The sequence below is a fragment of the Robertmurraya sp. GLU-23 genome (assembly GCF_052983275.1).
Window position 1 is genome coordinate 212,261 of the sequence record NZ_JBRKCV010000006.1, and the last position, 20,377, is coordinate 232,637.

General features: G+C 37.3%; 17 protein-coding genes, 1 pseudogene and 1 riboswitch. Of the genes and pseudogenes, 14 read left to right on the forward strand and 4 right to left on the reverse strand.

The window, feature by feature from the left end:
- The first annotated feature begins 278 nt into the window (after positions 1 to 278).
- The 7 genes from thrS (at position 279) to ACVBAX_RS12600 (ending at position 8,647) form a co-directional block, all read left to right on the forward strand.
- Positions 279 to 2,195, forward strand: a complete 1,917-nt coding sequence (thrS, locus tag ACVBAX_RS12570) for a threonine--tRNA ligase (protein WP_447117331.1) — start codon at positions 279 to 281, stop codon at positions 2,193 to 2,195.
- A gap of 256 nt (positions 2,196 to 2,451) precedes the next feature.
- Positions 2,452 to 3,552: an ATP-binding protein gene (locus ACVBAX_RS12575; protein ID WP_447117332.1), complete on the forward strand. Its 1,101-nt coding sequence runs from the start codon at positions 2,452 to 2,454 to the stop codon at positions 3,550 to 3,552.
- Positions 3,553 to 3,786: 234 nt separating this feature from the next.
- Positions 3,787 to 4,476, forward strand: a complete 690-nt coding sequence (locus tag ACVBAX_RS12580) for a Na-translocating system protein MpsC family protein (RefSeq protein WP_447117333.1) — start codon at positions 3,787 to 3,789, stop codon at positions 4,474 to 4,476.
- Between the two features lie 117 nt (positions 4,477 to 4,593).
- A complete protein-coding gene (locus tag ACVBAX_RS12585) occupies positions 4,594 to 5,313 on the forward strand; it encodes a Na-translocating system protein MpsC family protein (protein WP_447117334.1) in 720 nt (239 codons plus the stop codon).
- Positions 5,314 to 5,379: 66 nt separating this feature from the next.
- Positions 5,380 to 5,757, forward strand: coding sequence for a hypothetical protein (locus ACVBAX_RS12590; protein ID WP_447117335.1), 378 nt, complete (start codon positions 5,380 to 5,382; stop codon positions 5,755 to 5,757).
- A gap of 96 nt (positions 5,758 to 5,853) precedes the next feature.
- On the forward strand, positions 5,854 to 6,429 hold the full coding sequence (locus ACVBAX_RS12595) for a TetR/AcrR family transcriptional regulator (RefSeq protein ID WP_447117336.1): 576 nt from the start codon (positions 5,854 to 5,856) through the stop codon (positions 6,427 to 6,429).
- Between the two features lie 109 nt (positions 6,430 to 6,538).
- Positions 6,539 to 8,647: an MMPL family transporter gene (locus ACVBAX_RS12600; protein WP_447117337.1), complete on the forward strand. Its 2,109-nt coding sequence runs from the start codon at positions 6,539 to 6,541 to the stop codon at positions 8,645 to 8,647.
- A gap of 39 nt (positions 8,648 to 8,686) precedes the next feature.
- Here the strand turns inward: ACVBAX_RS12600 and ACVBAX_RS12605 are convergent, their stop codons facing one another.
- From ACVBAX_RS12605 to ACVBAX_RS12615, 3 genes and pseudogenes are all read right to left on the reverse strand, one after another.
- Complete coding sequence (locus tag ACVBAX_RS12605) at positions 8,687 to 11,713, reverse strand: efflux RND transporter permease subunit (protein ID WP_447117338.1); 3,027 nt, start codon at positions 11,711 to 11,713, stop codon at positions 8,687 to 8,689.
- Positions 11,714 to 12,279: 566 nt separating this feature from the next.
- Positions 12,280 to 13,271, reverse strand: a pseudogene (gene bioB / locus ACVBAX_RS12610) (biotin synthase BioB).
- A 22-nt stretch (positions 13,272 to 13,293) separates the two neighbouring features.
- On the reverse strand, positions 13,294 to 13,884 hold the full coding sequence (locus tag ACVBAX_RS12615; RefSeq protein WP_447117339.1) for a biotin transporter BioY: 591 nt from the start codon (positions 13,882 to 13,884) through the stop codon (positions 13,294 to 13,296).
- 223 nt (positions 13,885 to 14,107) lie between these two features.
- Between ACVBAX_RS12615 and ACVBAX_RS12620 the strand changes: the two genes are divergently transcribed.
- Positions 14,108 to 14,383 (forward strand): hypothetical protein, encoded by a 276-nt coding sequence (locus ACVBAX_RS12620; protein ID WP_447117340.1) that lies wholly within the window; start codon positions 14,108 to 14,110, stop codon positions 14,381 to 14,383.
- A gap of 46 nt (positions 14,384 to 14,429) precedes the next feature.
- On the opposite strand, the gene ACVBAX_RS12625 is transcribed toward ACVBAX_RS12620, so the two are convergent.
- The gene (locus ACVBAX_RS12625) at positions 14,430 to 15,191 is read right to left on the reverse strand and encodes a class I SAM-dependent methyltransferase (RefSeq protein WP_447117341.1); all 762 of its coding nucleotides are present in this window, start codon (positions 15,189 to 15,191) and stop codon (positions 14,430 to 14,432) included.
- A gap of 167 nt (positions 15,192 to 15,358) precedes the next feature.
- Here ACVBAX_RS12625 and lepB point away from each other — a divergent pair, with 167 nt between their 5' ends.
- The 6 genes from lepB to ACVBAX_RS12655 all read left to right on the forward strand — a co-directional run bounded on the left by lepB (position 15,359) and on the right by ACVBAX_RS12655 (position 20,335).
- Positions 15,359 to 15,904, forward strand: a complete 546-nt coding sequence (gene lepB, locus ACVBAX_RS12630) for a signal peptidase I (RefSeq protein WP_447117342.1) — start codon at positions 15,359 to 15,361, stop codon at positions 15,902 to 15,904.
- 186 nt (positions 15,905 to 16,090) lie between these two features.
- Positions 16,091 to 16,200, forward strand: a riboswitch (guanidine-I (ykkC/yxkD leader).
- A 68-nt stretch (positions 16,201 to 16,268) separates the two neighbouring features.
- Positions 16,269 to 17,279, forward strand: coding sequence for an ABC transporter substrate-binding protein (locus ACVBAX_RS12635; protein ID WP_447117343.1), 1,011 nt, complete (start codon positions 16,269 to 16,271; stop codon positions 17,277 to 17,279).
- A gap of 23 nt (positions 17,280 to 17,302) precedes the next feature.
- Positions 17,303 to 18,118, forward strand: coding sequence for an ABC transporter permease (locus ACVBAX_RS12640; RefSeq protein WP_447117344.1), 816 nt, complete (start codon positions 17,303 to 17,305; stop codon positions 18,116 to 18,118).
- Complete coding sequence (locus ACVBAX_RS12645) at positions 18,119 to 18,913, forward strand: ABC transporter ATP-binding protein (protein WP_447117345.1); 795 nt, start codon at positions 18,119 to 18,121, stop codon at positions 18,911 to 18,913.
- Positions 18,914 to 18,941: 28 nt separating this feature from the next.
- The gene (locus ACVBAX_RS12650) at positions 18,942 to 19,655 is read left to right on the forward strand and encodes an urea amidolyase associated protein UAAP1 (protein ID WP_447117346.1); all 714 of its coding nucleotides are present in this window, start codon (positions 18,942 to 18,944) and stop codon (positions 19,653 to 19,655) included.
- A gap of 29 nt (positions 19,656 to 19,684) precedes the next feature.
- Positions 19,685 to 20,335, forward strand: coding sequence for a DUF1989 domain-containing protein (locus tag ACVBAX_RS12655; protein ID WP_447117347.1), 651 nt, complete (start codon positions 19,685 to 19,687; stop codon positions 20,333 to 20,335).
- Positions 20,336 to 20,377 lie beyond the last annotated feature (42 nt).

Genomic DNA, 20,377 nt, shown 5'->3' on the forward strand with positions numbered 1-20,377 from the left:
AAATAATTCATGCAATGAAAAGGACATGAGTGAGACTGAACGGTTAACAGAGAGGGAAGACAAGGCTGGAATCTTCCTAACGCAGCTGTCGCATTTACCACCTTGGAGCAGTATTGGTGAAATACAGTAATCAATACCGTAGCTGCTACGATACAGCAAAACGAAGCCATCTCTCTTAATTTTAGAGGTGGGAAGTTGGGTGGAACCACGAGACAAACACACTCGTCCCTTGTTAGAGGGACAGGTGTGTTTTTTTATTTATAAAGGAGGCCACAACAATGGAAGTAAATATTCAATTCCCTGATGGAAGCATAAAAAGATATCAAGCAGGTGTAACTTTAGAGGAAATCGCTCAGGGAATAAGTCCAAGTTTGCGCAAGAAAGTGATTGCAGGAATGGTGAACGGAATAATGTTTGATCTGAAAAGAGGAATCCATCACAATGCAAGTGTTCAATTGCTTGAAAGAAATTCAGAAGAGGGTATTAAGATTATGAGACACTCAACTGCCCATGTGTTAGCTCAAGCCATTAAACGGTTGTACAGTCATGTGCATTTATCTATCGGTCCAGTGATTGAAAATGGATTTTACTATGATGTGGATGTCCCAGAAAGCATTACAGTAAAAGACTTAGGAAAAATTGAAAAAGAAATGAAAAAAATCGTTGCTGAAAATCTATCTATTGAAAGGGAAGAGTGGTCAAGAGAGAAAGCGAAGCAAGTTTTTGCAAAAGACCCTTATAAGCTTGAATTGCTTGACGCCATTCCATCTGAAGAAAAAATAACTGTATATCGCCAAGGTGAGTTCTATGATTTATGTCGAGGACCGCATGTACCGTCCACTGGATATGTAAGAGAGTTTAAATTAACTCATGTATCAGGAGCATACTTTCGAGGGGATAGCAAGAATAAAATGTTACAAAGGGTGTACGGAGTTGCTTTCACTTCAAAGGAGGATCTCGAGGGATATTTCCATTTTTTAGAAGAGGCTGCTAAGCGAAATCATCGGAAGCTAGGAAGTGAGCTTGAACTGTTCATGTTTTCCGAAGAGGCACCTGGAATGCCATTTTATTTAACAAATGGACAATTGATTCGAAATGAACTGGAAACATTTTTAAGGAAGATTCAAAATTCTTTTGACTATAAAGAGGTTCGAACTCCTATTATGATGAATCAACGATTATGGGAGCAATCTGGTCATTGGGATCACTATAAAGACAATATGTATTTCTCAGAAGTGGATGAACAAAGCTTTGCTTTAAAGCCGATGAATTGTCCTGGACATATGCTGATATTTAAGGATAAACTTCGTTCGTATCGAGACCTTCCGATTCGAATGGCAGAGTTTGGTCAAGTGCACCGGCACGAATTTAGTGGTGCACTAAATGGGCTGTTACGAGTAAGAAGCTTTTGCCAAGATGATGCACATATCTTTGTAACACCCGAGCAAATAGAAAATGAAATTTCTTCTGCTCTACAACTAATTGACTATGTATATAAAGTATTTGGATTTGATTATAGCATTGAGTTATCAACAAGACCGGAAGATTACATGGGGGAAGAGGCGTTATGGGAACGAGCAGAAAGGTCTTTAAAAAATGTTTTAAATAAACTTGATCTGCCTTTTCAAGTTAATGAAGGGGACGGTGCATTTTATGGGCCTAAGATTGATATCCACATAAAGGATTCTTTAAAAAGGAGCCATCAGTGTGCAACAGTTCAGCTCGATTTTCAAATGCCGGAAAAGTTTGATCTATCCTATATTGATGAACAAAACAAAAAGGTCCGACCTGTTGTTATTCACCGAGCTGTATTTGGTTCGATTGACCGCTTCCTAGGTATATTAATTGAGCATTTTGGCGGAGCCTTTCCTGCATGGTTAGCGCCAGTTCAAGTCAAGGTGATCCCCGTTTCGAATGATGTGCACAGAGAATATGCGATGAAATTAAAACAGCTACTAAAAAAAGATGAAGTTCGAGTAGAGGTTGATCTTCGCGATGAAAAGCTAGGCTATAAAATAAGAGAAGCGCAATTGAAAAAGATTCCTTATGTGTTAGTAGTAGGTGATCGTGAACAGGAAAAACATTCGGTTAGCGTGAGACAGTATGGTTCAGAGAATGTGATGGATATGGATTTTGAACAATTTATTAAAATCCTTCGAGAGATGATTGATGAAAGGAATTTATTAACAGACTGAATAACTTTAAGAAAAAACTGAAAACAAATTGTAAAATGGAAGAGAATAGTATAGTATTTATGTTGGATACAGGGATTAACGCCTTGATCTATTGAATGATACATGCAGGAAAATAATAATGTAGGTTAACGGACTCTAGATAATTACGCTAGATTTTATAGCCACCATAAGCAATAGGAATCTCTCCTATTGTTTATGGTGGCTTTTTATATGTGGTTTACAAATAAATATACACGAAAGGAGAGTATCCTGCCCAATGGCTAAAATTGGAGATGAAACTAAAAGCATTCTATTGAAGGAATTCATAGATATCAATATAAATAAAGGCTTTTCTATCCTCTCAAAGAGCAAGGATACCTTTTTGGTCATCTGCTCTTTAGGAAATATTGAATATGCCAGCCAGCCTTGTGAAGAACTTTTTGGTTATTCAACCAATCAATTGCAGCGGCTAGGATTAAAAGACCTATTCGATACAGAGGTATTAAATGAAGGTCACTCTTTTTATGAAGGTAAATTACAGGGGAAACGTATGACCTTTGAATCAAGGGTAAGGGGGAAGGGCAATAAGACTAATGATGTAAAGGTCACTCTCATGCCGATTTACTTGAATGATCATTGGATAGGATCATATATCATTTTCGATCAGTCGATCAACTATAAAGATAGTAACGATGTTATCGACCAATTAACTCAATTGTCAGAAAAACGTGCAACTGCTGGTCACTTAGCAGCTGGCATTGCCCATGAGATTCGTAATCCTATAACAGCTATTAAGGGATTTCTTCAGCTATTAAAGGATGAACATGAAGGAAATGAAATTTATTATGGAGTGATTAATTCTGAGATCGAAAGAATAGAACTGATTCTAAGAGAGTTGATGGTTCTAGCAAAGCCAAATAAGCAAAAGTATGAAAAGGTGAATATTCAGTTACTACTTGATCAAGTACTGACCCTCATGGAACCACAAGCACTGTTAAACAATATTCAGCTACAGAGAAATTTTTATTTTGATCATGCCTGCCTTTTAGGTGACAACAATCAATTAAAACAGGTATTTATTAATTTTATAAAAAACTCTATAGAGGCAATGCAAGATGGCGGAACTATTACCATCGAAGGTAGAATATTAACTGACATGAGCATCGAGGTGTCAATTGTAGATGAAGGATGTGGTATGCCGAAAGAAGTTCTTGATCGGGTAGGAGAGCTTTTTTTTACTACCAAAGAGAATGGAACTGGATTAGGGATGCTTGTCAGTCAACAGATAATAAAGGAGCATAAAGGTTCCATTCGCATTAAGAGTGACTCCAAAGGAACATGTATTAAAGTCCAATTTAAGTCTAGAATGGATATATAGAATTTCAAATTTAATCTTGTTAACTGATGTGAGAAATGATATGATACTCTTTGTCTAATGTCTTGCAGTCATTAGTTTTTAAGCAATTATTTATACATAACAATTTTGTTTATTTTATATCACTATATCTGTTGATTGGTAAATGGTAGAAACTATTATATAGTCGTCTTAACCGTGGCCTAACTTCTTTTTCCTGAGAAGTTAGGCCTTTTTATTTATGTAAGGGGGATTTGAATGCTGGCTACGCAAGATGATTTGCATACACTCAGTAGTACATATAGCAAGCTTCTTAAAAGAGGATTTGGGAAAGGACCAGAAACCTGTTTCACTGTTTTTAAGGGGAATAAGCTATACGTGTATATACGGAATTTTATGACACCTGCTGAAGAAATTCTTTATAATGATCACCAAAATAATTTAATTACAGAGTTTCGAACCTCTGTCATTCAATCACTTTCCGACGAGCTTTTACAAGAATCGTTTAGGTTATTAGGGGTACCATTTCATTCATTTTATCAAGATTGGAATTATGATACGAATTCAGGAATGCTGCTTCTCGTTTCTAATTCTGGAAACTTTGATATAAAAACAGAGGAAAAGGGTAATGATGGAGTGTACAAAGTAATTCGAAAAATCGGTACTCATTTCCATAAAACCCCAGTCGCTTTGCGGACCTTCTCTTCCCCTACTAATAGCTATGCGGTTGAAGCAAAAGGGGTGTTGCTACCACTTGAAAACTTCATTTATGAAAGAGGACAAATGGACCTGTTGCTTACCCAAGCTAGAAACGTTAAAAATGGTTATATGACACATAAGAACATAATTGAAGAAGCATTGAATCGCTCCATTGAAGATATTTTTATGATGTGGGATTATGTGGAGAATAAAAATTATCTAATTTTTATTTTTGGTAGAATATATTAACTATTACAAAGAAAGAAGTGGAAACTAGTATCCGCTTCTTTTTTTGTTTTAAGTGAAAAGATAAAATAAAAAAGCTCTGGGCAACCTAATTCTACCTAAACAATTTAAGAGCTAAATATGAAAGTGAGGTTTACGGATATGTCTACTGCACCCCTTCATGAAAAACTCATGAACATAAGTAGTTTAACCAGCAAGATGTTACGAAAAAATTTTGGGCGTGGTCCTGATTCTTGTTTTGCCTTTGCAAACGGTCCGTTTCTTGTTTTATACATAAGAGGGTTTCTTTCTCCTATGGAAACCGTTTTACTTGAAAATGGAAATATAGACAATATAGATATGTCTCGTACAATAGTTATGGGGAAAATTTTGAATCAATTGAAGGGAATACTCGAAGTTGATTTTGAGGATGATGTAAAGTCAAGCTATCACGATTGGAATTATAAACAAAATACCGGTATGATCACGATTGAATTTGAGAGTAATGTAAAAGGGGTGGTTATAACAAGTGAAGAAACACCAATCCTTAAAGATTTAATTAATGAGGTAAATCGAATAAGCATGATCGTCCAGAAGAAACCGGAAAAGACTGAAGCATTTGCTATTACGCCTAAAGTATATTTGGTAAGAAGAGAAGGGATTTTGGTTGAAATTGAAAAATCATTAATTGAAAAAGGGTATGAGCAAACCCTGATTGTTACAAAAGATGAATTAGAAAAATCATTTTTGCATCATAATGGACATTTTGAAGAAATTTTTAGCCGGCCGGTTGAGGACATTCTTGTAGATTGGGATTTACATAAAGACAATAGCATCATATGTTTTATACTAAAAAATTGACTAATGTTTAAAACCAATTTCATTCGTTCATAAAGATAGTAGTATATTCTCCAAAGAGGTGTCTTTATGATCGAGTTTCTGCAAGAGCTTTTCCATTCCAATAATCAATTAGTGACTTTTATCATGGGTGTAGTCTTTATATTTATAATCGTTTCAATCGTTCGATCGGTATTTCGAATAGTACTTCCATTTGTTGTCATCGGGTTAGTCATGGTTGTTTTTCTTGGACATTCTCCTGATGATGTGATGAATAAAGGGAAGCAGTTTATTGCTCAAGGCTCAAATTTGATTCAAGACCTTATCCCTTTTATTCAGTCAGGTGAAGGGGAAGAGGATGGTGAACTTTCGGAAACACCTCCAGGCTTTGCTCCATTTTCTGAGGAAGATGAAAACAGTGAGATATTTAAAAATGATAAAAATGACCCTGAGATAAATAAGTTTTAATTTGTGGTTATCGATGCCTCGTAAACTGTCCACAAAGAAAGAAATCCTTTTTTCCACCATAAGGTTTCATTATAATTAGTGAAGAGGTGAAAGCTTATGGCACGTGAACGGAAATTTTCTAATGAAGAACTGTTTCAGTTGGTAAAGAAAATGCTTCTTCAACATGGATATGAAGGATTCCACTTTGGCCTGTTAGCAGAGCAACTGGATGTTTCAAGAGGAGCCTTATATAAATATTACGTAAACAAAGATGAGTTAATTACGGATTTTATGCTGTATGAGATGCAGTTATTTATTGGAGAATTAGCTCAAGTAGAAAATCAGGGAGACTTTGAAGCCCAGTTTGATTTCTTAATGAAGCTTATTTTTGATAAAGCAGAAGTTCATCAACTTATTACGGTTGTCCAACAAATGGGATCTAGTTCAAATGAAAAAGCAAAAGAAAGAAAAGAACAGTTAGAAAAGCTTCCTCTAGAAATGTATCGCTATCTGCAAAACTTTATTTCATTTGGGAAAAGGGAAGGCAAACTTAAGGAACATATTCCAGATAGTGTCATGCTCGGATTGATATTTCAATCCATCACCATTCCTAATCATTTTGGTTTACCAAAGTCGGTTTGGGTGGATTCGATAAAGGAAATCATTAGTAAAGGAATGTTTGCACATTCATAATTGACACAACTGTCACTTACGTTTGATAATAAGGGTGGCAATTGTGTTTTTTATTTTTATTCATAGTGACACTTGTGTCACTATAAATGTTAACTAAGGGGAGAAAAGCATGAAATCCATTCTCAAGAGAATTACTGACCAAGTTTCTACTAGAAAAGGAACATGGGTTACGTTAGGTGTTTGGGTCATAGTAACAGTCCTTCTTGCCATACTTGCACCGAGTGCGAAAGAATACGAATCATCCAATATTACTTCATTGCCTAGTGATGCAAAGTCAGTTATTGCTCAAAATAAACTTGATCAATATTTTAAAGACAATGACGGAATTCCGGCAATTCTTGTTTTTCAATCAAGCGACGATAAAGCAGTGAATGTATCTGAATTAGAGGCGTTTATCAAGGATGTTGAAAAGGTAGAGGGAGTTAAGGAAATCGTTCCAATAACTACTTTGCCCCCACAAGCCACTGAAAGCTTCTTTTCGGAAGATAAAAGCACTGTTATCCTGCCGGTTACTTTTGAGGCTGACTTTGAAGCGAAAGAGATGCGGGCCTCACAAGAAAAGATGATAGAGATTGCTGAGGAATCTACGGATTTAACGTTAACGATAACAGGACCTGCTGGTATTGCTGTAGACGCTCTTGATTTGTTCTCGCGAGCAGATGTTGTGCTCCTTTTATCAACTGTAGGCCTTATCCTTGTATTGTTAATAGTCATCTACCGTTCACCTCTGCTGGCTTTCATTCCACTTCTTGCTGCCGCATTTGTCTATGAAGTGGTGAATCAAGTGCTTGGTCTAATGGGGAAAGCGGGTTTACTAATTAATAACCAAACATTTTCGATCATGACGATTTTATTATTTGCAGCAGTCATTGATTACTCATTATTTGTCTTCTCTCGCTATCGAGAGGAATTAAAAACGTACGATAGTAAACATGAAGCCATGAAAGAAGCAATGAGGGAGACGGGATTACCAGTTTTCTTCTCTGGTGGTACAGTGCTTGCGGCAATGTTGGTATTGTTCTTCGCGGAATTTGGGGATTACCGAAATTTCGCCCCAATTTTTGCAACGGCAATGCTAATTATCATGATTGCTTCTGTTACATTAGTTCCCGCCCTTTTTACACTATTCGGAAGAAAATCGTTCTGGCCTAAGATTCCTAAAGTGGGGGAGGAATCTGTTAAAACAAATTCTTTCTGGAGTAAAATCGGTCGAAGTGTAGTGAAGAAGCCAGTTGTTTCAACTGTAGCAATTGGGATTATTTTAACGGTATCGGCTTTAAATATGTTCAATCTGAAGTACGAGTTTGATACGATGAAGAGCTTTCCAGAGGATATGCCATCTAGGATAGGGTATGAAATTTTAGTAGAAAAGTTTGAAAAGGGAGATTTAGCTCCAACGACTGTTCTGTTAGAAGCTTCTGAAGAAGTCACGATGGAGCAACAGAACGCAATCATGAAAGAGCTGCAAAAACAACCCCTTGTAAGTAGTGTTCGTCCAAGTGGTGTAACAGAAGACCAAAAAGTTGTTCAATTTACGCTTACTTATACAGAAAGTCCATATGATAGTGAAACGATGGATGCATTGGAGAAAACGAGAGACCATTCGCAGCAAATTGTAAAGGATGCAGGTCTTGAGGGTGAGCTTTACTTCGCTGGAGAAACAGCCAATCGAATTGATGATCGAGCAACGAATAACAGAGATCTCATTGTAATTGTTCTGTTAGAGTCCATTCTCATCTTTGCTATGCTTATTGTAATGACAAAGTCGTTCAAGTTACCTTTATATATGATGGGGACCATTTTATTATCCTTTCTAGCAGCTGTTGGATTAGGCATGTTCCTGACAAACCTATTTTTTGATATTGATACAGTTAGTAACCGAGTGCCACTCTACTCTTTTGTCTTTTTAGTAGCGTTAGGAATTGATTATAATATCATTCTTATTTCAAGGTTTATGGAAGAAAGAAAAATTCACCCTGTTAAGAAAGCCGTTGAAATTGCGGTAGCCAATACTGGTGGTGTTATCTCTTCGGCAGGAATCATTTTAGCTGCTACCTTTGCGGTGTTAATGACTCAACCGATTCAATTATTATTTGTATTTGGCTTTATTGTTGCGGTCGGGATTTTATTAGACACCTTCTTAATTCGAGGAATTTTATTACCCGCTTTGCTTGTTTTGTTTGAAAAAGATTCGTCTAAGCAAAAAGGTCAGCAATAAGGAAAGAGCCAGTCACAAGTACGGTGACTGGCTTTGTTTTTATACTTCCATACTTTGTTCGTTTGCTAATTGAGTTCGTTGTTTCTTAGACTTTTTAAAATGTAAAAGCTCATAAATCACCGGTATGACCACAAGAGTCAGTAGGGTTGCTGCTGCTAATCCACCAATAACAACAACAGCTAAGCTCTGTGACACAAGGGCACCTGTTTCTGCTTTTTTAAACAGAAGTGGGAGCATGGCACAAATGGTTGCAATAGCAGTCATTAAAATCGGTCGCATTCTCGTTGCAGTTGCTTCCACAATTGCTTCTCGAATAATCATTTTTTGTTCGTTTTGTTTAATACGGTCTAACAATACAATCGCATTCGTGACGACGATACCAATCAGCATAAGGGCACCCAAGAGAGCCGTAACATCAACAGGAATGCGGCTAATCACTAATCCAAGCACTGCACCAATCGCTGCAAGTGGAAGGGAGAATAGTATAGCGATAGGAGCTCTTACTGTTTTGAATGTAATCACCATGATTAAGAAAACAGCTCCGATGGAAACAATCATGGTCATAAATAAATCAGAGAAGTCATTCGCTTGTTGAACACTAGCTCCTCCAACAAAAACCTCTACATCATCAGGTAGATTGATTCCACCATCTCCCTGAACACCAAATATAGCTTCATTCATTTCTTTTGAGATGTCTGAAATGCGTGCAGAATCAATATTTGCTGTTACTCGAACATATTGGTCCCCATTTTTATGGAAGACACTCGTTGATTCTTCATTTTTCGTAATCGAAGCAACCTCAGAAACAGGGACTAAACCCGTTTGAGTCATAACAGGGATATTGTTAATCTCATCAGTTGTAACTGGAGATAGCATGGGTTCCAGTAATACAGTTGTGTCTTGTTCTTCTAGTTGTATCATTCCAATTGGCATAGCATTCAGCATGGCTGCTAAGTTTTGAGCGGTTTGTTCAGAGTTTACTTTACTAGAGTCCACTTCAAGTGAAAAGACGGTTTTCTTTTCTTCGAAATTAGTGGAAACTTTTTCAACACCATCAATTCCCGAAATTTCATCCTTCACTTTTAAAGCTGTTTCTTCTAGATTATCTAAGGAATCACCCATCACATCGATCGTGATTTGGGAAGATGAGCCAGACATCATTGAACTAGCTGAAACCGTAAGCTCGGCATCGCTATAATTGTCTTTTTCCCCTTCAATCAGTTTGATCATGTGATCTGTATCGTTTTTATCTTTAAGAATAATAGAAAAGCTTGTTGCTGTTGGTGATTTTACATCCCCGTATTGAGCAGCTTCAGCTGAATTCCCCATTTGAGTAAAATTGTGTTCAACCTCTTCTTGTTTAAGAATGAACTCCTCCAGTTTAAGGGAGCCTTCCTTTACCTCTTCAATAGGGGTATTATTCGGGTACGTTAAATTGGCCACAATGAAGTCGGAGCTAGAGTTATCAATGGCACCTTTCGGAAGCGTTACGTAGGTCACAATCGAGCCTGCAAAAACAAATAGTGCTAGGAGAAGGACTGCCCATTTATGATTGAGTGACCACGTGACAAACCTAATGAATTTCACCGATGGCTTATGTTCAGGTAGCTTTGTATTTTTCAAAAGTCCAGCGCTCATGAGTGGGACAACCGTTAAGGCTACGACTAATGAAGCGAGCAGGGAATAGGTAATCGTTAATGCAAATGGTAGCATAATATCCTGAAGTGACCCACTTACAAGACCGATGGGTAGAAATACTGCCACGGTTGTTAAGGTTGATGATGTGATGGCAGTTCCTACTTCTTTTGTTGCCTCTATTACTAAAGGTACTGAGAATTTTTCCTTTTGCATTTTGCGGAAAATATTTTCAATAACTACGATACTATCGTCTACTAAACGACCAACTGCTACTGCCACTCCCCCTAGAGTTAGAACATTAAGTGTTATTCCTGAGCGTGAAAGGAGGAATAAGGTAAAGGCTAGGGACAATGGGATAGACACAATGGTAATAAAAGTCGAGCGAATGTTCCTTAGGAAAAGCATAATAACAATCGTTGCAAACAATGCTCCAAGTAACACTTCCTTCATCATGGTGTGAACAGAGTTTTCAACCATATCCGTTAAGTCTAAAACCACTGTTGTCTCTGATTGGCTAAACTTCTCGTTCAGTTCCTTGATTGATTCATCAAGCTCTTTACTGATAGATACGGCATTAGATGCACTATCCTTTGTCACTATTAGGAAAAGACCATCTTCCCCATTAATGTGATTCAATGTATCATTAGGTTCCTGTTTATCAACCGTTGCGATATCCTTTAAACTAACCCCTGGAGATACTTGTAGATTTTTTAGTTCATCGAGACTATCGATACTGCCTATCACTTTAATATTACTGGATTTACCATCTATTGTTTGCTCACCGACAGCCATTGAAGAATTCTGTCCTTGTAACAAAGTCATGATGGTTTGAAATGGGATCTGTGTTTGTGCAAGTTTTGCGTTATCTATTTTCACAGATACATAGGAATTCGCTTCGCCCATAGTTTGTATATTAGCAATACCGTCAATATCCTTTAAAACTGGAACAATTTCTTTTTTAGCAAATTCTACATTTTCAGCCGTTAATCCGTCTTCAAACGTGATTGAAATCTGTGAGATCGGAATCATATTCGTATTTAGTTGAATGATATTTGGTTTTGACACGTTTGGCGGTAGGGTAAGTGTGCTTAGTGCATCCTGTACCTCTAGCTTCGCATCCTTCATATTGGTTTTGGAGTCGTAATAGATATCAAGCTTTGAATATCCGTCTCCTGTAGTAGAAAAGATATTTGTTTTTCCTTTTACTCCTTCAAGTACCGTTTCCATTGGATTCGTCACTTGCTTTTCCATTGTGTCAGAGTCTGTTCCTTGACCGAGCACAACAACTGAAACTTGTGGCTGGTCAGCTGCAGGAAAGAATTCCATAGGTAATGTTGTGTAGCTTAGGATCCCTAAACCGAGGACCAAGATCGTAAGAATGGATACAGCAGCTTTGTTACGAAAGGCCCACCTTGTAAAAATAGACATTGTAAAATTTCCCCTCTCATGGTAAAAACTAATAATAATCACAAGAAGAATCATAACATAATTTGTTCATGACTAAGAACAGTCTCTAGACCGATACCCTAATACTTACAAAGACTTAATAAAAGGGTTTTCATGAAGTTAATGAAAATTTATTGTTAAGATTGTTCGTTTTATTGAATTCTATAGAATCAGTTATAACTGAAATCAATTTTCACTGTGTATGAGAATAAGCGGAAAAATTCCGGCTAAATTGGGAAATACTCATATTTCCTTAAAAATTAGGGGAGTTTTTCCGTTTATATTATCCAAATCGTTTAATTTGGTCATATTTTGAGCATTTATTCGGAATATCTCCGCTTATTTCCGCTTCTTAGGCTTCCCCTATATACATTAACAGGAAATTCTCCGCCTATGACCTCTCATGCCTACCCGACATCAATACGGTGAAGGCAGAAATGTTGCAAACTTCTTAATGAGCAAAATTCGTAATTCTCAATCCGAAGAATTAGTAATTAAAGCAAAAAGAGCAAGGGTATAAGCCCTTGCTCTACTTTTGTTTTGCCTTTTTATGCTGTCGTTTCTTCCTTAGCAAATTCAATTTCAAATCCGAGGTCTTCTAGCATTTTGTGATCTGCCGTTGTTTCTTGTCCAGCGGTTGTTAAATAATCACCCACAAAAATAGAATTAGCAGGGAACAATCCGAGAGGCTGAAGACTTCGAAGATTAACTTCTCGGCCGCCAGAAATCCGAATTTCCTTCGATGGATTAATAAAGCGCATTAAGCATAGAACTTTTAAGCAATAACGTGGATTTAACTCATTTACTCCTTGAAGGGGTGTACCATCAATGGCATGAAGGAAATTAACAGGGATAGAATCAGCATCCAAGACTTTTAGGCTTCTTGCCATGTCAATCACATCTTGTTTCGTTTCCTTCATTCCAATAATGACTCCAGAGCACGGAGAGATGCCTGCGTTCTTTACTAGCTCGACTGTGTTTACTCGGTCTTCATATGTATGGGAGGTAGTAATGGATTCATGGTGACTCGCTGACGTATTAATATTATGATTGTATCTGTCGACTCCCGATTCCTTTAATCGTTTAGCCTGTAGTGGGTTAAGTAGACCCAGACAAGCACAAACCTTAAGACCGTATTTTTCCTTTATTCCTCGACGGCTGAAGTAACAATATCCACTTCTTTTTCGCTTGGACCTCTGCCACTTGCAACAATACAGTACGTGCCAGCGTTTAGTTGATAGGCACGTTCAGCACCTTGCAGAATCGTATCTTTGTCCATCATTCGATATTTTTGGATAGGTGCGCTTGAGATGCTGGACTGGGCACAGTAACCACAATTTTCTGGGCATAGTCCTGATTTGGTGTTGATGATCATGTTAAGCTTTACTTTGTTGCCGTAATAATGACTTCGTATTACATAAGCTGCTTGAAGGATTTCAAGCAGCTCATTATCAGGACAGATAAGGATACTTAACGCCTCATCATTCGTGGGCTCGTGGCCATTTAATACATCAAGAGCAAGTTTTTTCCAGTTATTCACCATGTATCCTCACTTTCCGCTATTAAGCAGTTCTTTTTAAATGTTTGAAGCTACCCTTTGATAAAACTGTTTTTTCTAGTCTAAAAGCAAGAATTGCAGCTAGTACTGTAAGAATAATATCTTTTGGCATTGGGACAACCATCCATGACCATGCCATTTGGTAAGTAAAACCTTCAGGGGCTGCAGCCCAAAGTTTGTATGCCGCGTACATCCAATTTGTTCCTAATACATAATTAATAACAAGTCCGACCATAGCAGCTGTGATGAAGGCAGAAAGTGATCGATTCTTTTCTGCAATTTTTCCTACTACAAAAACAGTAATAACATATGAAACGATAAATCCAAAAGTTGGACTCAAGAGAGTGGAAAAACCAGCTCCAAATCTAGCGAAAACTGGAACGCCAACTAATCCAACAAGGGCATAAACCGTCATGGAAATCGTCCCTAAACGACTACCAAGAATCAAACCTGCTAAAATAGCAAAAAAAGTTTGTAGTGTAATTGGAACTCCTCCTACCACCAAAAATGGCACAAAAGAGGTAATGTTTGCGCCTACTGCCATTAATGCAACAAACATCGCTGCTAATGTAAGATCAATTGTTTTTAATTTCATAAAAATTTCCCCTTTATTTTTTTTATATAAATAAAGAATAAATTTTCAGAGTGTTTATTGTCAACTGAATATTTTTTAGGTTAACAAAAAAATCATACCTTTAGAAAAACGAGGGTCAAAAAAGCTCAAAAAATTGTCATATTCCTTTCGATAAAACATGTTTCTTTTTCCTCATAACCGTAGTAAAATACGCTTATAAAATGGAAGGGAAGAGACGAGAAAGATGAAGTTTCCTAAAGATGTAATACTTGATTCTGTTGTTGAGCGAAAAAACCACGAAGCCTATGGATTAGAATTTGTCCAAGAACTTGGAAATGATGATGCTGGTTACTCAGAAATGGTCGTTATCATTTTTAAATATAAAGATAAATACTACAGTGTAGACATTCATCATGTGAATGGTGAGAATAACTACGATCATTGGGATAATGAGGTTGACTGCCCTGAAGTCATTCGTAAGGAAGCTATACAATATTATTGGGAAGAAGTTAAACAATAAAACAGTGAAAAGGCATCAAGATGGACTCTCATCTTGATGCCTTTTATTATTCCTTGACTGCGATGACACGAATTCTTTTATAATCAACAATCCATTGGTTATCTTGAAATAATTTTGGTTTTAGTTGATGTTCTATCCTTTTGATGATTTCCTCTTGCTCCTGTTCATCTAATCCACGAAAAAAACTCAGTGCGAACATACTTATCCAGTTTTTTAAACCGTTCGGCCCTTCTAGGGGAGTGGGTCTATCATAATGTTGGGCAAAAGTAACTCTAAAACCGACCTCTTCCATTAATGATGAGTATTCACCAATACTAGGATAATACCATGGTGAATCCGTTATATCTCTCCCTAATTGATGGCTAATTTCATCAATGATGGATTGTACATTCCCTTTACCACCAAATTCTGCTATGAATCTTCCGCCTTGTTTTATGCTTTTGTAAATACATTCTAAAGCTTGCTTAGGTTTTGTTACCCAATGAAGAGTAGCGTTAGAAAAAACAGCATCAAATTCATTTGTGTAAGGTAGTTGTGTTGCATCTTGGACGAAAAATGGTATTTCAGGATATTTTTCTAATGCTTGTGTAATCATATTGTTTGATTTATCTACCCCTATCACGTGAACCCCTTGATCAAATAACCTTTTCGCCAAATCACCGGTTCCACATCCTAAATCAAGAATTCGCTCTCCTTTGAGGGGGGCTAATACTTCAATGAGACTATTCCCGTATTTCGATACGAATGAGTGATTTTTATCGTATAAATTCGCATTCCATTGATCTGTTTGATGTGAAACGTTCTCCATACTCAACTCTCCCTTGTTTGAATTATCAAAATTTTAACATATTTAAGCAAATAAGAAATAGTTTCCAACTGGAATATGTTATGGTATTAGATAAGCGGTCGAAATAAGGGGAAATTAAATAACATTAAGCAGTTATGTAATCATTCAAATGAAGGAGGAAAATCGATGTGAGTGATGCTACAAAAAAGGAAGTTTATTCTTGGTTTAAATCTATTGTGTTTGCATTTATTGTTGCTTTTATTTGTCGTCACTTCCTATTCTCACCAGCGATTGTTTATGGGGAATCTATGTTACCAACCTTTCAAGAACATGATCGGCTGTTGGTAAGTAAAGTATCGGATATTCAACGTTTTGACCTAATAGTATTTAATGCACCTGATTCAGATGAACGGTATATTAAAAGGGTAATTGGCTTGCCTGGAGATCAAGTAGAAGTGAAAGATGATACACTCTATATCAATGGAAAACCGATGGAAGAACCGTACTTAGAGGATATAAAAAAAGATCTAGTATTAAATAAATTAACTGGAGACTTTACACTTGAGGAGTTAACAGGGAAATCAGTTGTACCTGATGGAGCGTTATTTGTTATGGGAGATAACCGGCTACATAGTAAGGATAGTCGATTCTTTGGCCCAATCCCTGTATCTTCATTGATTGGAGAAGTAAAGGTACAGATTTATCCATTAAGAAAAATAGGAATGCCAGAATAACTACTTTAGGAATAGTATACACTCATGAAGCACTTCGAAATATGGAAGTGCTTTTTTTATGTGAAAATAAAAACCCTGTTAGAAAATGTAACACGTGTGTTGGGGGAACATCTTAATCCATATATACTGAAACCAACTTAGAACATCAAAATTACATAAAGGCTCTCTAAGCAGTGTCAGTGAGAGCAAAAAGCTGTCTAGGGTTCCGTTGATATGATGTCGTATCAAGTCTGGTCCGAGAGAGAGCGTATAGAAATTTTTTTCTATATACACGGAAGGATAAAAGCCTGGGAGATTCATTCTCTCATTCTTTTATCCTTCTTTTATTTTTTCAAGAACAAAATTTAACAATGAGGTGAAGAGAATGAGAAAAATGAAACATGTATTTTTAGCAGTCGTATTGGTTGGAGCAATGTTCTTAACTGCTTGTGGAAGTTCAACAAAAGAAACCTCTGGAAGTGAATCCAGTGGCAGTACCGTAAAAATTGGTTTTAGTGCTCTACCTAGCTGGTACTTATGGCATCTTGTGGATCAAAAGGGATTCTTTAAAAAATATGGCGTTGATGTTGAATTGGTCTATTTTCCAGTCTATGCTGACTCCTTATCGGCCTTAAATACAGGAAAAATTGATGGAAATACTCAAGCGTTGTTAGATGCAATTCCCCCTTTAGATAAAGGAATTGATTTAAAAACCATTTTTATTACGGATAATTCAATCGGTGGTGATGGAATCGTTGCCACAAATGATATTCAATCGGTTGAAGATTTAAAAGGAAGATCTGTTGGTACTGAACTAGGAACGATTGAACACTTCTTCTTACTTACTGCTCTTGAAGATGCAGGTATGACGGAGTCTGATGTGAAATTCACAAACCTGACTGTACCTGATGCAGGAAATGCTTTCCTATCTGGAAATATTGATGCAGCTGGGCTTTGGGAGCCATTCTTAAGCAAAGCCGTTGCCAAGGAAGGCACACATAAATTGGTTACTTCTGCTGATTATCCTGGGTTAGTATCTGATGTGTTTGTTGTTCGAGAAGAGGTTACAAAAGAGAAGAAAGAAGAGTTACAAAAGATTGTAAACGCTTGGTTTGAAGCGGTTGCCTACTTGGAAAAGAACCCGGAAGAATCCATTGACATTATTGCCAAAGAAGCTGGTATTACTAGTGAAGAGTTAACAGAAGGATTTAAAGGATTCAAAATGTTTACCCCTGAAGATAATCTTGCTTCCTTCAAAGAAGGAAATAGTTACGATTCATTCTACTATACAGCAGAAAAAAATGCAGAGTTCTTAAAGAGACAGGACTATGTGGATGAAATACCTGACTTCTCCAATTTTGTTGATTCGTCCTTTGTTGAAAATGTTTCAAAATAATAAGAATAGAAGGGGTGAGTGAAATGAATCTACCAAAAAATAGAACCATAAGAAGCTTAACTTCTATACGTGAAGAGGTACCAAAAAAATGGTATTTGTTTGGAGTATGTATCACCTTTCTATTACTTTTCCTTTTCTGGGGTGGTATTAGGTTTATTAACATCGTTGACGAAGTTTTCCTTCCAACCCCAAATGGAGTGGTACTTTCGTTAGCACAATCTTTTGGAAGCGCAGAGTTTTGGGAGCATATTGGAATAAGTGTGTATCGTGTATTTATGGGATTTTTACTGGCTTGTTTGATTGGTATTCCACTTGGGATATTGGCTGGAACCTTTAAATTCGCAGAATCATTTATTTTACCAATGTCAGAGTTTATCCGTTATATGCCTGCAGCCGCCTTTATTCCTCTAATTATGGTATGGGCTGGAATTGGGGAAACAGCCAAAATTTTGGTTATCTTTATTGGTTGTTTCTTTCAGCTTATCTTGATGGTGGCTGATGATACGAATCGTATTAGCAAAGATTTGCTTTACGCATCTTATACTCTTGGTGCGAACCGAAAGCAGGTGATTTTTAAAGTCATTATCCCTGCGTTACTGCCAAAACTCATGACAACTCTACGTTTGATTATGGGGTGGGCTTGGACATATTTAGTTGTTGCTGAGCTGGTGGCAGCGAATAATGGACTTGGCTATTTCATTATGAAGGCACAGAGATTCTTAGATACAGAGTCTATCTTTGTAGGGATTATTGTCATTGGACTATTAGGGCTGATTATTGATAGAGCATTTGCGATCGCGAATAAAAAGTTATTTCCTTGGGTGGAAGGTGGGAATTAAATGGTGACTATTGTACAGCCAAAAGTAGTAGTTGATCCGGTTGACATTGAAATTGAAATCAGTGGATTATCAAAAATCTACGAAACGAAAAACAGCACGTTCCAAGCTTTGGAGGATGTTTCTTTATATGTGAAAAATGAGGAGTTTGTTTCCATTTTGGGACCATCTGGCTGTGGGAAATCAACCATTCTTCGTATATTAGCTGGTCTAGAAGAAGCAACTTCTGGATCAGTTAAAGTAGCCGGTGAGGAAGTACAAGGTCCAAGCGTCAAGAGAGGGATGGTTTTCCAATCTTATACTCTTTTTCCATGGTTGACTGTTCGTGAGAATATTGAATTTGGTTTGAAGCTAAAAGGTGTTAGCCCAAAGGAACGGAAAGACATTTCAGATAAATACTTAGAGCTTGTTGGCCTTGAGCGATTTGCCAACTCTTATGGAAAAGAATTATCAGGTGGCATGAAGCAGCGGGTTGCCATTGCCCGTTCGTTAGCAAATAATCCAGAGGTACTGTTGATGGATGAACCGTTTGGGGCACTTGACGCACAAACGAAGCAGTCCATGCAGCAATTGCTATTAGATATTTGGAAAAAAGAAAAAACAACGATTGTCTTTATTACCCATGACATTGATGAATCGATCTTTCTCTCCCAACGAATTTACGTAATGGATGCTCGTCCTGGAAAAATTAAAGAAGAAATAAATGCCGATCTTCAACTATTCAAGAATGGTGAATTAGTAGAAGTGGACCGATTCATGAAACTTAAGAAACATATTATTACGCTACTCAAGCATTGATGATGTGGATTAAAAGGAGGAAATTAGGATGACACATATTTGGTCGACCATTCTTTCTCCTGGTGGAAAATGGTCAGGGTTTATAAAACGAGGGAAATGTATTCGTTTTACTGCACTTGAGGAAGGTGCAAATGTATCCATTCTTTTTTATAATGCAAGGGATTTAACCGAGCGCTATGTCATGTCCGATACATTAAAGTCCCAGTTTACAAGCCATTTAACAAAAGGTCATGTTCTTTTAAGTGATAATGGCCGAGTGTTAGCAAGTTTTGTAGAAGATAGTGTGGGCTGGCATGATCCGATCGCTGGATGTACGACTCGTGAGAAAACAGATGCTAAATATGGAGTAACGACCTATCAAACTCAGCGAAACGAGTGGTTTCGAAGTGGGCGAGAAAACTTGATTACCGAGCTTGCACGAAATGGCTTAGGGGCACGTGATCTAGTACCAGCGGTCAATTTATTTTCTAAAATCACTACAGATGAAAATGGCCAATTAACCTTTCAAAAAAATCACTGTCCTAAAGGAGCTTCCGTGACCTTGAGAACGGAGATGGATCTTTTAGTTGTCCTTTCTAATACACCCAATCCTCTAGATCCAAAGACAGAGTTTCCATCTGTCCCTGTTAAAATGGAGGTTTCCGCTTCACAAATAGTAGAAGAGGATGACATATGTGTTAACCATCGTCCAGAAAATCGACGTGCATTTGAAAATACCTGGGCGTATTACACTTTATACTGATACATTTTTCGAAAAAGGAGGGTCAAACAATGCCTGTTCTAACGAAAGTGGAAAGTTCCCGAGATACGAAGGATGCAATATATAGCGAAACCATTTTGGCTGGGAAAGGATTTATGCAAAAGCTACTACCCGGACAAGTAATAAGAATAGAAGACGTAGAAGGAAATCAATCAGTGGATGCTTTGTTTTATGATGCGGACAATCCAGATGATCACTTTAGCACTGTTTTAACCATTGCAGAGCAGGAGAATATGTACCTTAAGACCGGTTCGACCCTACTTGCGGAATCAGGTAAAGAACTCGTCACTATCGTTGCAGATACGGTGGGTTGCCATGATGCTTGGTTTAGTTTTTGTTCTGCCCAAAGCAATACGGTCCGCTACGGTCATGATAAGATTGATATGCATAACTGTCGTGACACTTTTTTGCTTTTAATGGAAGAAAATCAAGCGGGATATACAAAAAGAGATCTACCGCCAAGCGTAAACTTCTTTTGTATTGTACCTTTTACTAAGGATGGTGCCATTGAATTCGTTGATGGTATTTCTGCTCCTGGAAGCTATGTTGAGCTAAAAGCGAAATGTAGCACAATGGTTCTTCTAAGTAACTGCTCCCAGCTGAATAACCCATGCAATGACTACAATCCTACGCCTATTAAAGTCTATATCTGGGAATCGTAGAATTTTTACTTTTTCAAGAGACCTTTTAAACGGAAGTGTAAG